The organism is Anaerobacillus sp. ABR4_321 (assembly GCF_056158505.1).
The window spans coordinates 117,836-132,551 of sequence record NZ_JBSWTK010000012.1; the positions used below are offsets into that span (position 1 = coordinate 117,836).

General features: G+C 36.5%; 15 protein-coding genes. 1 reads left to right on the forward strand and 14 read right to left on the reverse strand.

The genetic code is table 11. The features are described 5' to 3' along the window. Positions 1 to 341: 341 nt before the first annotated feature. The 14 genes from ACXADT_RS22375 to ACXADT_RS22440 form a co-directional block, all read right to left on the reverse strand. Positions 342 to 1,361 (reverse strand): F510_1955 family glycosylhydrolase, encoded by a 1,020-nt coding sequence (locus ACXADT_RS22375; RefSeq protein ID WP_474834766.1) that lies wholly within the window; start codon positions 1,359 to 1,361, stop codon positions 342 to 344. A 148-nt stretch (positions 1,362 to 1,509) separates the two neighbouring features. After that, positions 1,510 to 1,725, reverse strand: a complete 216-nt coding sequence (locus tag ACXADT_RS22380; RefSeq protein ID WP_474834764.1) for a hypothetical protein — start codon at positions 1,723 to 1,725, stop codon at positions 1,510 to 1,512. Beyond that, the gene (locus ACXADT_RS22385; protein ID WP_474834762.1) at positions 1,712 to 3,112 is read right to left on the reverse strand and encodes a sensor histidine kinase; all 1,401 of its coding nucleotides are present in this window, start codon (positions 3,110 to 3,112) and stop codon (positions 1,712 to 1,714) included. Before ACXADT_RS22385 ends, ACXADT_RS22380 begins: the two co-directional genes overlap by 14 nt. Then, a complete protein-coding gene (locus ACXADT_RS22390; protein ID WP_474834760.1) occupies positions 3,109 to 3,804 on the reverse strand; it encodes a response regulator transcription factor in 696 nt (231 codons plus the stop codon). The genes ACXADT_RS22385 and ACXADT_RS22390 overlap by 4 nt, the downstream gene beginning before the upstream one ends. Before the next feature lie 242 nt (positions 3,805 to 4,046). Then, a complete protein-coding gene (lgt, locus tag ACXADT_RS22395) occupies positions 4,047 to 4,856 on the reverse strand; it encodes a prolipoprotein diacylglyceryl transferase (protein WP_474834758.1) in 810 nt (269 codons plus the stop codon). Positions 4,857 to 4,935: 79 nt separating this feature from the next. Beyond that, complete coding sequence (locus tag ACXADT_RS22400) at positions 4,936 to 5,667, reverse strand: urease accessory protein UreH domain-containing protein (RefSeq protein WP_305913988.1); 732 nt, start codon at positions 5,665 to 5,667, stop codon at positions 4,936 to 4,938. Positions 5,668 to 6,038: 371 nt separating this feature from the next. Next, positions 6,039 to 6,254, reverse strand: coding sequence for an SHOCT domain-containing protein (locus ACXADT_RS22405; protein ID WP_305913989.1), 216 nt, complete (start codon positions 6,252 to 6,254; stop codon positions 6,039 to 6,041). A 101-nt stretch (positions 6,255 to 6,355) separates the two neighbouring features. Next, positions 6,356 to 7,699: a dihydrolipoyl dehydrogenase family protein gene (locus ACXADT_RS22410; RefSeq protein WP_305913990.1), complete on the reverse strand. Its 1,344-nt coding sequence runs from the start codon at positions 7,697 to 7,699 to the stop codon at positions 6,356 to 6,358. A 127-nt stretch (positions 7,700 to 7,826) separates the two neighbouring features. After that, entirely contained in the window at positions 7,827 to 9,470 is a 1,644-nt protein-coding gene (gene merA, locus ACXADT_RS22415; protein WP_474834755.1) for a mercury(II) reductase, read from the reverse strand. 68 nt (positions 9,471 to 9,538) lie between these two features. After that, positions 9,539 to 9,769 carry a mercury resistance system transport protein MerF gene (merF, locus tag ACXADT_RS22420; protein WP_474834753.1) on the reverse strand — a complete coding sequence of 77 codons (231 nt, stop codon included), beginning with the start codon at positions 9,767 to 9,769 and terminating at the stop codon, positions 9,539 to 9,541. Positions 9,770 to 9,785: 16 nt separating this feature from the next. After that, entirely contained in the window at positions 9,786 to 10,184 is a 399-nt protein-coding gene (gene merR, locus ACXADT_RS22425; RefSeq protein WP_474834751.1) for an Hg(II)-responsive transcriptional regulator, read from the reverse strand. A 421-nt stretch (positions 10,185 to 10,605) separates the two neighbouring features. Next, positions 10,606 to 10,764: a twin-arginine translocase TatA/TatE family subunit gene (locus ACXADT_RS22430; RefSeq protein ID WP_305913994.1), complete on the reverse strand. Its 159-nt coding sequence runs from the start codon at positions 10,762 to 10,764 to the stop codon at positions 10,606 to 10,608. A 31-nt stretch (positions 10,765 to 10,795) separates the two neighbouring features. After that, positions 10,796 to 11,992 carry a ZIP family metal transporter gene (locus ACXADT_RS22435; RefSeq protein ID WP_474834748.1) on the reverse strand — a complete coding sequence of 399 codons (1,197 nt, stop codon included), beginning with the start codon at positions 11,990 to 11,992 and terminating at the stop codon, positions 10,796 to 10,798. Between the two features lie 26 nt (positions 11,993 to 12,018). Next, on the reverse strand, positions 12,019 to 13,083 hold the full coding sequence (locus tag ACXADT_RS22440; protein ID WP_474834746.1) for a multicopper oxidase domain-containing protein: 1,065 nt from the start codon (positions 13,081 to 13,083) through the stop codon (positions 12,019 to 12,021). 518 nt (positions 13,084 to 13,601) lie between these two features. Here ACXADT_RS22440 and ACXADT_RS22445 point away from each other — a divergent pair. Then, positions 13,602 to 14,543, forward strand: a complete 942-nt coding sequence (locus ACXADT_RS22445) for a cation diffusion facilitator family transporter (RefSeq protein ID WP_474834744.1) — start codon at positions 13,602 to 13,604, stop codon at positions 14,541 to 14,543. Positions 14,544 to 14,716 lie beyond the last annotated feature (173 nt).

Consider the following 14,716-nt stretch of genomic DNA (forward strand, 5'->3'; position numbering starts at 1 on the left):
CACTACCTTGAGGCATTATGTCATTAACTCTGGCCTTTGTTTTGTTTGTTCGATTTTCAATTTATGACCATACATTAATCCTTTACTATCTTCACAGACAGTAACTACGCTCCCCTATGGCACTTAGATATGAATACAGGGTATCAATAGCAAATCAACTAAATGCTCATCGAACTCAAGGATTTTTTTCCACTAATCACTTTCATCAATGTATGTGGTAGTGTACACAGATCTTAATTTATTTACTCAAAGTCGAAGATGAATCATCACTCGTGACCAAATTCGAAAAAATCTGTAGTCTCAAACTTTTAGCCATTATTAGATGACGTTACTGTTTTATATTAGTTAGTAGTGGCCACTCCCTTTGTCACTATTTGTTCCCAATGCTCACCATTTTTCCTAGTAAGAAAAATATCTTTCTGGAAAGTTGTAAATACAATTTCATTTGAATCTTGCGGGTTTATTGCAACATAGGAAATCGCATCCCCATCACTTAGTCCAGGTATAGGAAGGGCCGTTTCTCCTCCTGAATTAATATTCACCTTAATTAAAGAAGCTTCCTCCGTAATAGTCCCTACGAATAAGTCTCCTTCTTCAGCAAAAGCTAAAGAAGTAGCTGCAATATCCATTAATATTTCAAAAGTATTTCCATAGTCTTTCGATAAAAACACCCCTTCATTTGTACTAATAACTATAATGTTCTTCAGAGTTGGATGTACAGCCATAGCTGCTGGTTGACCACTTACTCCATTCATCTGACTTTTCTCCCAAGTTTTAGTATCATCTAATGTGTAATATAGACCTGTCTCTTCCATTCGTGAGTTTGGTTCAGGGTTCTGAACATAAATAACATGCGAATAATATCCAGCCGTCATGCTATGGAAGTCAATTTCACCATATAAATCTAGCCTTTCAAGATTTCTCCCCATATTATCGCTCTTTACAATTCCAAAGGGGTTCTTCATATTAGATGAAGGCGACGGATGACCGCTGCTGTAAAAGCCCTCATCAGTTATTGAAAATCCCATATAGTCATGTTTTTCTCCCTCAGGGATTCCCCATTCGTCATGGGAAAAGATCCTTAGTCCATCGTGGGCAGGTACATATAGTTCTTCTCCATTATTTGTGTAACCCAATCCATGAATATGTTGAAATTCTATCGTGCTTTCAAAAGATTGACGGTTGAATAGCGTTAATGCCCCCGTAATCAGAAATATTGCTAAAAAGAAAATACTCAACCACTTGTATACTTTTGCTACCCTACGAAATTTGTCTCTCTGCATCCTTTCCTCTTTTTTCTTATGGTTGATTTGCTTTATTTTTTTTGAGATAACCAAAATAACGTATAAAATAACACACATAAAATAAATGATATCACCAGAGTGTATGTTAAACCTTTTTGTAAGGCCAAACTCGTTTGGTCTTCCTCAGTCCCATGAGCAAACACGCTAACAGGAATTTGGCTTATTAATAAGAAAGTCATGAGAGCAACTAAATGGTACAGTCTTTTCATTCATTTTTTCCTTTCTTCTTTTTCGATAAAAGAATAAAATATAAAATCCCTACTACAATTATGGGAATTCCCATCCAAAAACAGAGTTGGATCAGCGTTAATAAATATGAATTTATCGATTCGGGACCCAATATAGCTGTTCCGGAAATAGTTAGACAGATTAATCCAGCAACTATTAATATGATGGCCATTAACCATTCAATTTTTTTCATAGTTCTCCTCCTCTATAGGAAAAGACAATGTAAAACGTGTTCCATTCCCAATTTGACTGTCAACAGTAATGGAACCGTTTTGAAGCTCAACTAATTGCTTCACTATAGCTAATCCTAATCCTGTTCCTCCAAAATCCCTTGAGCGTGATTTTTCAACACGATGAAATCTCTCAAAGATGTATGGAAGTTCTTCCTTAGGAATACCGATCCCGTTATCTGCAATATCTACTTTTAGGTATTTATGGTTATATACTATTTCCATCTTGATCAATCCTTCATTTGAATAACGTATCGCATTGCTTAGTAAATTAATAAATATTTGTTCCATCCTTACTGAATCAGCCTTTATCAGAGGTAAATGATTGGTTACCCTAAGGGATGTATTTAATCCTTTAATCTGAGCTTCTCTTTGTACCTTTGAAAGTACTTGCTCAGCTATTTCACTTATATTTACATAGTCAAAATTGAGTTCAATACGAGCTTCTTCCATTTTAGATAGTTCAAATACGTCATTAATCAATTGAGTTAGTCGCTTCGATTCATCCTGAATAATTTTTAGATACTGTTGTTTTTCATCATTATTCTGGTAGTAACCCTCTCGTAATACCTGTGCATATCCCTGTAGATATGAAATTGGAGTTCGCAATTCGTGAGAGATATCAGCGAAGAACTCTCTTCTATTTGTTCGATAACGATTTAATTCCTGAGCTAGATCATTGATCGCTTGAGATAACGATCCAATTTCATCCCTCGAAGATACCTCCAAACGTACATCTAGATTTCCTCTAGTTAATTGCCTCGTTGCTTTCTCCATCTTTAAAAGAGGAGCAGACATTTTTCTGGAAATCATAAATGTAAATCCAAGAGCAAGGAATAGTGCCCCAAATCCAGATAAAATGAGAAAGTTCCTTACCTCCGAGATAGAATCATAAATACCATCCACTGAGGTAAGGACAAAGACAGCACCTATAAAATCACCAGATGTGCTAATTGGGTGACCTGAAACATAAAATTTGTGTTTATTGGTAATTTCCTCAATTTGCTTTGTAATCGGATTACCGGATAATAATTCGTTAAATTCTCTCTCAGAAATAGCAAATCCACTTACACCCGAATTCGTTACCTCTTTCTTTTCCTTATTTATAATGATGACTTCTTTATTCGTTAAATCTGCAAGAGATTCAAACATCGAATGCGTCATCGGGTTTTCTATTGATGTAATTGTTCTGGCGTAACGTTGGGATAAAACTTCAGTTTCCTCTTGAATTTCACTAAAATAAAATCCAGAAAATATTTGGTTAACTACAAAACCTAATGGTAACAATACGACTAAAAATAAGATCATAATGATGCCACCAAGCTTTAAAACGATTTTATCCCACTTCATGAACGATCCTCTTCTTTATTAAATTTATATCCTACTCCCCAGATTGTTTTTATTGGGTTAAATGGAAAATCTGATTTCCGAAGTTTCTCGCGTATATTTTTAACATGTGTATCGACCGTGCGTAAATCATGAAAGTCATCAAATGATCCAATTTGATTCAATAATATTTCTCTTGTATACACTTGATTTGGTTGACTAACTAAAAGATGAAACAATTCAAACTCTTTCCGAGTGAACTCAACTAATTGCTCGTTAACCTTAACCTCTCTACTAACACTATCAATGGATAACCCATCTTGTATAAAATAAGGAGTAGAAGAGGATTGACCAATTTCATGGCGTCTTAAAAGTGCATTTACACGTGCCACCAATTCCTCAGGAGCAAACGGTTTAGTTAAATAGTCATCTGCACCCAAATTTAAGCCTCGAACACGATCAGTTATATCGGTTCTGGCTGTCAGCATCAGGATTGGGACATTTTGAAATTCTCGAATCCTGTAACAGACCTCCCATCCATCAATATCTGGCATCATAATATCTAAAATGACCAGGTCATAGGAAGATTGGGAAGCCATATCGACTCCAACAGTACCATCTCCTGCTTCATCGATTTTCATTTTTTCCCTTGTAAGGTATATCTTAATTAAATTCCTCATATTCCACTCGTCATCGATAACGAGAATTTTTTTCATACTAATCCCTCATTTTTTATTCGATTAAATTATATCTATTGTGCGGAATTCGTGAAATTTTAATTATTTGTATATGTAACCCACATACACATTAACTTTTAAATTCTCCATCCAGGTGGATTGTTTAAGAAAAGCCATTTTTGTTATACCTCACATAAATGGAATGCTTTTAATAATTTAACCATATAGTTTGATCATACCCATAGTCATCGTAAACATAAGACTGATTCCATTATTAAAAGTCAATCTCCGTACGCTGGTAATGGTTTGACATATCTCCTACGATAGTAAATGAAAAAGAAACTGCCTATTATAAGGACTATCGAAATGGCTTGTGCCATTCTAAATGAAGAAGTCAACATTAAGCTATCTGTCCTCATTCCTTCAATAAAAAATCTACCGAATGAATACCAGATGAGATAACTCAGAAAAAGTTCTCCTCGTCTCAAGGACAACCTATTCCGAATCAATAATAAAACGATCAATCCCACAACGTTCCAAATTGATTCATATAAAAAAGTAGGGTGGTAATATGTTCCGTCGATTAACATTTGGTTCACAATCCAATCTGGTAATCCTAGTCCTTCAAGGAAGGTTCTTGAAACTGCTCCTCCATGTGCTTCTTGATTCATGAAGTTTCCCCACCGACCAATTGCTTGTCCAATTAACAATCCCGGTGCTGCTACATCTGCTATCTTCCAGAAAGAAACCTTTCTCTTTCTTGCGAACACTACTGCCGTTAAGACTGCACCAATTAATGCACCGTGGATTGCAATGCCGCCTTCCCAAATCGCAATAATATCTCCGAGGTTTTCTTTATAATAGTCCCAGCTGAATAGGACGTAATAGATTCTTGCAGATAATATAGAAATCGGCAAAGCATACAAAATCAGATCGATAAATAGATCTTTATCGATACCTATACGTCTTGCCTCTTTTAAAACGAATGCTAGACCTAATATCGCACCACTAGCAATAATCAATCCATACCAATAAACAGTTAAAGGACCTAGTTCAATTGCAATTCGATTTAATGGTTGGATAGAATTCATTCCCTTTCACTCCTTTATTAAGTTAATCGTAAGGAATTTCATGTAATATTTATCATTTGAACCTCATTGGTATCTTGAACTATAACCAGTAAGTGACGCCATCCAATATTCCAATTATAATGAGAGCTACTCCTGCTATTTGTTGTAGGACAGCTCCAAATTTTCTACCCTTCTTTAACAAAGCTCCACTTAAACCAAAATACCAAATTAAAAACATTGCAAAAAGAAAGGGCAACGAAGTTCCTATAGCAAAAGTAGCTGGTAATATGACTCCATATGAACTTGATAAAACAAGTGGCATTAGCAAAAGAAAGAACAAGGAGAACATAGTTGGACAAAATCCAAGTGAAAAACTTCCGCCCATAAGAAACGCGCCCCATCTACCTTTCTTTAAAAACTTTTCAGGGACCTTTCCGAGCTTTAAAGTCCATTTCATCTTAAAAGCACCTAAAAGGTACAGACCAATCAACACAACCATTGGCCCAAAGAACTTTCTCGCCCATGGTAATACTTTGACAAGATTATGTTGATATTCTTGACCGATAATCCAGACAATAAGTCCCAGACTTGAAAATACAACCGCCTTACCCAAAATAAAAAAGAATACTTCTCCCCATAAAATGCCTTTCTGAAATGACCGATTTCCATAAAATGTTATTGCACCTATATTACCTGTAAACTGACATGGAGCTGCAGCTCCAAGAACACCTAACACAAAAGCAGATAAGATTGGAATTGAATTTGTTTGGTAAGCTATATTTGTTAGAGGACCACTTACAAGCTGACTGATAGAATTAAAAACGTCATACATTTTCATAACTCCTTTTATTATGTATGAATTAAATATGTAAACCAGAAAATATGAACCATTTATTTTATTTGATAAGCTCCTGAGGTTAATTCTTTAAGAAACTCTTCTTGTTTAAGGATAATAAATGAATGTGTAGATTTTGTGAGGTTACTTTTTTTAAAGAATAACTTTCTACGTTATACGTTATTAAAAACAAGTAGTGGATTAGTATTAATCACCTTATCGAATGGCTCCCTATAAAAAATCATCTATCTTTAATTTAGTCAAAAAAAAAGCATAGGAAGCAACATCTAGAAGCTTTTCTATGCTTGTAAAACGCCCTCTATAAGAGCAGTATTCTTTATCAATAGGTCAAACCCTAATAATGAATATTATTGGTTTAATTTCTTTTTTAAACGATCATACTCTTCCTCTGAAATCTCACCTTTTGCTAAGCGTTGATTAAGCGTCTCCACAGAATTGTTATGAGATATATTGCTACCTGATTTCATCATCCAGACGACAATCAAAACAATCAACACTAGAATTAGAATTCCAAAAAATCCGAATCCCATAAATCCTTCACCCATTCCATTTCCATTCATCATGTAATTCAACACCTTTGCTAATTAGTACAATTGATACATGTAAAGTTTTTCGAAAACCAATTTTCATACTAGATTTTAATATTTCCAACTGTTCACTTCACTCACAACATATGCCCAATATCTGAAGCAGTCGTTGGATAAGCAAAAATCATTTTCTTTAATTCTTTTGTTGTCAACTTAAATTGAATGGCTGTTGCAAAGTGATTAATAAGATCATCTGCTTCATTACTAATGAGATGAGCACCCATGATTTGGTTCTTTTCTTCGTTAATTAACAGTTTGATGGCTGCATGAGATTCATTGGTTCGTTTATATGTAAACCAATTCGATACCTCCTTATGAACAACCTTAATATCAGGATTCATCTCCTTTGCTTTTTCTTCACTAAGACCCACAGAGGCAATTTTAGGAACAGTAAACACAACGGAAGGCATAACAGGATAATCAATTTCTTTATGATTTCCCTTTAGTAAATTTGAGGCAACAATATGAGACTCCAAACTTGCTACTGGGGTAAGCGGTAATCCATCTGTCGCAACGACATCACCTGCTGCGTACACATGTGGATTACTTACACTTTGTAAATAATGATTTACTTTAACTCCACGCTTATCGTATTCAACATTTCCATTTTCAAGATCCATATCTAATGAAGGGATTCGACCAGCTCCGTGAACAACTAGATTTCCTTTTAGTTCATATGTGTCTTCCCCTTTTTTTGATGTAACGATATAGCCATCCTTTTCTTTACGAATAGATGCAACAGAACTTTCTAAATGAACCTTTATGCCTATATCTATAGATTTTTTCATCAGTAAGTCAACAAGATTCGCATCAAAATTCTCTAGTGGCTTTTCTCCCCGGTGGATGATATGAACTTCAGAACCAGCTCTTGCCGCAATATGAGCAAATTCAAATGAAATATACCCGCCTCCTACAAAGATAATTTTCTCTGGCAGTTCTTCTAATTCTAAGAATTCGTCACTATACGTAAGATAGTCCTCTCCTTTAATATTTAGAGGAGTTGGTTTTGCCCCTGAAGCGATTAAAATCCGATTTCCTTTTATCGTGTGCTCGCCCACTTGGACTTCGTTCTCACTAATAAATGAAGCTTTTTCATGATAGGTATCAATTCCATTCTTAGTTAAAGCGTCTTCTTTTTTATCTGGTACATGATCCGTAAATTTCTTTTTAAACTTCATTAGATCTTTCCAAACAATAGAGGGCTCTGATTGCACTCCGTTTTCTTGCATCCTTTTATTCCAATCCAATAATTCTGCCGCACCAACTAATACTTTTTTAGGATCACAGCCTCTCAAAGCACAAGTCCCCCCAAATGGGCGGTCATCCACCATCGCTACTTTCCAACCGGCTTTATTACACTTTGCTGCTGTTATGGATCCTCCGGAACCGGATCCAATTACAATGAGATCGTATGTTTCCATCTAAGTACCTCCTTGATTTTAACTCGCTATTAAAACCATTTCCTTATCACTAACTAGTCAAACCATGTACCTTTTCCAGGGTTGAAAAAACCCACCGTTTTACTAACGGTGGATCCATGGATGACGGTTATCCTGCACAACAAGACAGTTTGGAAACGTCTTTATCAAAGGTTAAACCAGCTAATTTTAATCCCTCAGCCATTGTAAGGTATGGTGCCATTGTTTCCTGAAGGTCTTCAGCTGTGAGTTTGAATTTCACGGCTAAGGTAGCTGCATAAATGACATCACCTGCATTTTCTGCTACAACGTGTGCCCCGATAATTTGCTGATTGTCCTCATTCATCACGAGTTTGAATACACCGGTGGTTTCATGATTGACCAATGCTCTTGGTACAGCTTCTAATGGCAATACAGAATTCTTCACATTGTATCCTTGTTCTCTAGCCTGTTGTTCTGTTAGACCTACAGATGCTACGGAAGGAGACGTAAATGTCACTGCTGGAACGGTAGTCAAGTCTTGTTTCCGTTTTTGAGCCCCTGTCACATTCTTCGCTACCAAATTTCCTTGATAGGCAGCAACATATACAAATTGAGGACTTAAGGTAACGTCTCCTGCTGCGTATATGTGAGGGACACTTGTTTCTAAAAAGTCATTGACTAATACTTCTCCAGCTTTACCAACCTTCACACCGGCTTCTTGGAGTTGAATTGCAGTTGTATTAGGAGCACGACCAACCGCAACCAATAGTTGATCCCCAGACACAACTTGATCTTTTCCGTTCACTCGAATATGAACTTCTTTTTCACTGCCATTTTGGACAACCTTGTTGTACTCGACATTTTTTATCAAGCGAATGCCTTTTTCCGTGAGCGATTTTTCAATGGCTTCAGAGATTTCAGGATCATACTCTTTAAGGAGACGGTCACTCCGTTGCATTAATGTCACTTCTGATCCTAAATCATGAAGCATTTGACCTAATTCAAGCGCAATATACCCTGAACCGATTACGACGAGATGCTTTGGAACTTCTGTCAAATTTAAAGCAGAGGTGCTTGTTAAATAGTCACTTTCTTTCAGTCCTGGTATATCAGGTACAGCAGGTGACGCTCCTGTGGCAATCAGAAAATGCCTTGAGGTTAGCTCTTGATTATTCACCACGATCGTGTGTGCATTTTTAAACCGTGCTTCGCCTTTTATCAGATCAAATCCGTAATCCTCAATAAGTTCTTCGTATTTCTCTTTACGCAACTTCTGAACAAGTTCGTCCTTTTGTTCTTTAAGTTGGGATAAGTCTGGCTTGGTTGATTGAAGTGCTAAACCTTTGAAAGGGTTATGATGAGCATGGCTGTTCAGTTCACCAGCTCTTAACAACATCTTAGATGGAACACAACCAATGTTTACACACGTTCCTCCAATCGTTCCTTTCTCGACCATCGCCACTCTTGAACCATTTTCTGATGCTTGAATCGCAGCAGAAAAAGCCGCGCCACCAGATCCGATGACAACAAAGTCGTATTCCTTTTCTGAAGAAGATACTAATTTGCTTGCTGTAGTATTGGCATCAAGAACATCAACAGCTTTGTAAGGCGTTTTATCAAGAGCTTCCTTAATCTTTTCGTGATTTAAAGAATCTGGACGATGAAATAAAGCATTGCCTTTGCGAAAACTGACATTGATATCTTCAGCACCAAGACTTTCTAGTGTTTTAAATACATGACGTTCACAGTGATCACAAGTCATGCCTTCGATTTTTATCTCTGTTTTATTCATTTCAAAGTTCCTCCTCATATTCATTCTTCATTTAAGCTTGAGCTCGCAAGAACTCTTATCACCATAACCTACAAACAACAATTTTCTTTTTCATTGGAAGCTTTAGTTCTTTTACGATAGGAAAAGAACGTTATTAAAATAAATAGAACTAATGCAGGAATCAAAACGTAATCCAAATAGCCAGTTAATGCACCGAGTCCAACAGTAACTAGTAAAATAACTAATACTGGAGTCGTACAACAAATAAGGGCAATGATTGTCCCTACTACGCCGGTAATAAAAGTCTTATTCCTCTTCATAAAAATACTCCTCGCATCATTCCATAATTAGTGTTTCTATAATAGGACACTCGTGAAGATCCTTTGTACTGGGACATCGTTCCTTTAAATCAATAAGGAGATGTTGAATCCGTGCCAAGTCGTTTATTTTTTTCTCAATTTCCTTTTCTTTCAATGCTACGAATTCATACATATCTTTGCACCGTACATCATCTTTATCCACTACACCTAGTAATTTGTGAATTTCGTCTAATGAAAAACCTAGCTCTTGCATTCGCTTAATAAATTTCACTCGTTTAACGGAAAAATCGTTGTACAACCGATATCCAGATTCATTACGAGATGGCTCAGGAATTAATTTCTTGCGCTCGTAATAGCGTATCGTTTCTTTATTGACGTCACAAAGGTTAGCTAATTCGCTTATTTGATATCCCATTATTTCATCACCTCAATATATAGAATAAACCCCGTACCATAGTACAGGGTCAAGTGTTGAAGCTATTTTTTAATAGATGAATCTTAAACTATACTGTCAAAGTTAATTTATATCCTTATCATTCACCTAAAAATTATTCCACAATCTAGTTTGTTTACAAATATAGGTTGAAATTTTCTACTCAACAATCACTGCCTTAAACCTACATAGAGCGCTTACTTTTTATTAAGCAAACGCTCCCTTTAGTTGAAGATGAAGACTCTCTAAAATAATTATTTATTAGTTTATATCATTTGAATCTCCTCGACTAATTTAGTTAGTTTCATCTCGTTACTAACACTCATATTAATGAAAGGTTGCCTTCGAATACATCTAAAAAAGAAGGCTGCAATTCAGCCTTCTTCATAATCGTTCACTGTATTTACTTTTTGCTTTTGTCGTCATCCATAATTCCTTTTGTAGCATTTTTGAATTCTTTCAACGTATCCCCGGTTGCTCTGCCTAGCTTAGGTAGCTTATCTGCACCGAATAACAACAAAGCAACAAATACGATAATGGCTATACTTCCTGGACCTACCATGAAACCAACTCCTCTTTAGATTAATATGACCTTATCCAATGACAAACAAACCTGTTACGTACATGATCAACACTCCAACAATTATCCCGGTGCCTCCTGGGATGTCGCCAAACGTTGATTCATCTTTCTTTTTCATCATCTTAGTGATTTCATAAATAACTTGAGCAATAGCACCGATTCCAATCGATAGGAACAAGAGAGCTAACACCTTCGAATAAATGAATCCACCAATCCAGGTACCGAGTATTGCAGGACCACCAGCAACCAATCCTAGAATGACTAAGTGCATGATAAGATTTTTTGGTGTATCTTTCTTTTTGGATATTGGAGAAACAATCGCTAATCCTTCAGTTAAATTATGAATCATGAATCCAATGATTAAGAAAGCCCCGAGTCCAACTTCGCCTAATGTGTATGCAGCTCCAATCGCAAGCCCCTCACCAAGGTTATGCAAGCCGATACCGATCGCTACCATATAGGCGACCGCGATTCCCTTAGTTTTTCTACCTTCTTTAGATGGGCCTGCAATACTGTTATTTATAAGCGTTAACACGTACATGCTTGAAAAGATTCCAAAGAAAATGATCGATAGACCTTGAAGTACACCAGAAATTTCACCTGCTAATTCAAAGGATTCTCCAAATGCATCTACAGCTAAATATGCCAGTAGTCCTACGGTAACACTTAAGAAGAATTTATACCATTTATCCGTTACTTTTGCTAGGAATGGTCTCCATAACAGCCCGAGTAGTACAGGAATTACCCCAACAAAAATTCCAATTAAAGAAAACATACCAAAGGTTTTTGCATCAGGTTTTGGTGTAAGCTGAGCTACTCCAACTTCTCCAACAAATGTCGTTCCAATCGAAGAAACAACAACGACCTCATAAGGTTCATCTTCTACCCAGTGATACGGAATGGTAATTGTAGCTGTCCCTAAACGAGGAATAACTGGATCAACATCTAGAGAGTAATTCACATATGCTTCATTAACCTGGACCTGCGCAACTGTTAACTTCTCATGACCAGTATTCCTTACTTCTGCAGTAATTTGTCCATTTTGAAGCGTGATTTGCTCGAATGTAAGCTCTTCTACAGGAGGTCCACCCTCTCCAAAGAATGGCAATCCAACTTTAACAATGATATATAAAATAGCAGCCAACAACACAACTGGAAATAGACCCAGCATAAGTGTTTTGGTGGTTTTTCGTTTATTAGAAGTAGTCATTTTTTCCCTCCGTTCCATTCATTTTTTTATTCCACAACTTCAAATACACCCATCCAACCTAGTTCTGCAAATTCAGATTGGTGGGCATGGAACATGAATTTTCCAGGAAACTTAAATGACCATTCTAATATTCCACGTTGTCCCTGACACTGTGTAATCGTATCTGTCAGTTCATAGTTTTCTAAGTTAGTACCTGTTGAGTAATAACGGAATACATCACCATGTAGATGGAATGAATTGATTAAATCAAACTCTGTCATATTCGATAGATAGATTCGTAGTGGCTCACCTACTTTTACTTTAATAGGGTGATCTAAATGATAATTGGCAACGCCATTAACTGTGTAAAATTCATTACCACCATCGAAATTCGTATCGAAGCCATTCATGACCATGACCATTTCTTTGGCTTTAGGCCTTGGTTCCTTAGGGTCAATGATAAATGTTCCGTACAATCCTTTTTCAATATGTTTCTTTAATGGCATCGCATGACAATGGTACACATGCATCCCCATTGGTTCAGCATCGAATTCGTACATAAACGTTCCATTTGGAGGCACGATCTCATATACGCCATCCATCTTACCTGGATGAATCCCGTGAAAGTGGATTGTATGAGGGTGACTACTTTTGTTTACGAAATTGATTTTAAGATGGTCTCCTTCTGTACAACGAATTGTTGGTCCTGGGACGGCACCATTATAGGTCCACGCTGGATAAAATACTCCTGGAGCCACCTCTATCTCTTTATCCTCAGCGACAATTTTATACTCTCGCTGTGTTTGACCATTCGGTAAAATAGACTTTTTTCCATAATCAAATTTCGTTAAAAACTCCATAGGATTAAAACCATGCTTCATGACTAATGGGCTTTTTTTATTTACAAACGGCTGACTTTTTTGATCATTTGAATGACCAGAATTTGCCATAACTACATTTTGTAATCCGGTAGGCAGATAACTCATTGCAGCAAAACCAAGCGCTCCAAGGCTTCCCGCCTTTAAAAACGAACGACGACTATATTTCTTTTGTTCTTTTTTATTAGACATTTCTTCCTTATTTCCACTTATTATGTTCTCTTCTTTCTCCATTCCGCTACCTCCTCATAAGTTTTGTTTTATATATAGCATATGTCCTTTTCATTCATGCATGAGTGTTAACTGAATGATACTATTTTCTATTAAGACACCTTTATTGTAAATGTGCACATATTTGTTGTAAAGGAATAAATTTTTCCCTAAGGAAAAATTTATTCCAAATAAAACTGTAGTTCACCTTTTCTATTCTTAACTAAAGCAAAAAGGCTCGCTTCATATAAAAGTTTAGAAACGATTATGTATATCCAGTGGGATGGTTTGGAGTAACACTTTTGACAAGGATTCACGACTGCAGAATAAAGATATATTTGAATACAGAGATGGATGTAAGATATACTTCTAAAAAATAGGGGGAGAATTCCGTTGGAGGACAATTCGTTTCGCTATATTAAACGCACTTTAGGTTGACGCTGAAACTTCCTGAATATAATATGTGTATATGAGCAATTGTTCATATTGTGGTTTTGCTATAGCAAGTTTAAAATTAATTCAGTATTAATGGAGGGAAAAGTATGGGACAAGATCATGGCCACGATCATTCACATGGAGCTAACAAAAAAGCGTTATGGATCAGTTTTATTATTACTACAAGTTACATGATAATTGAAGCTATAGGAGGGTTCTTAACTAATAGTTTAGCATTATTATCCGATGCTGGACATATGTTCAGTGATTCTGTCTCCCTAGGAGTCGGAGTATTAGCCTTTATAATGGGGGAAAAAGTAGCCAGCGGCAGTAAAACGTATGGATACAAAAGGTTTGAAATTTTAGCTGCTTTATTTAACGGTGTTACTTTAGTGTTAATTGCACTTTATATTTTCTATGAAGCATATAACCGTTTTTTAGAACCACCTGAAGTAGCTTCTTTCGGAATGTTAACCATAGGAATAATCGGGCTGATCGTAAATATCTTTGTAGCATGGATTTTAATGCGCGGTGATACCGAACACAATTTAAACTTGAGAGCCGCATTTCTACATGTATTAGGCGACCTGTTGGGTTCTGTTGGTGCAATAATAGCCGCTGTTTTAATCATGGTCTTTAATTGGGGATGGGCAGACCCATTGGCAAGTGTGATTGTAGCGGTATTAGTTCTTATTAGTGGCTGGCGGGTAGCCAAGGATTCTGTACATGTCCTTATGGAAGGAGCACCAAAAAATATAAATTTTGAGAATATTGCAAAAACCATACAAAGCATTGGTGAAATTGAAGACATCCATGACCTTCATATTTGGAGTATTACTAGCGGCCAAAATGCTCTGTCCTGCCATGCAGTAGTTACCCAAAACCTTACGATACAAGAATGTCAAACCCTATTAAAACGGGTAGAAGACCAGCTTCGCGAAAAAGGAATAGGGCACATTACGATTCAACTAGAATCAAGTGAACACGGACACGGGAATTCCTTATTATGTTCTGATTATAAGGACAATCCTCCAGATCCTTCCCACTAATTCCCCCCCCCCAAATTGTAGATTTGAGGGGGTGAATTATTATTTCATTAACTATTGCAACCTCTATCCCTAAATCGTTTTGCACTATTGTGCCTAGCAAATTAACACCTATTATTTCGAACACCATTTTAATTAACTCTAACATTATACCAAGCGTTTCCTAACTGAAGTTA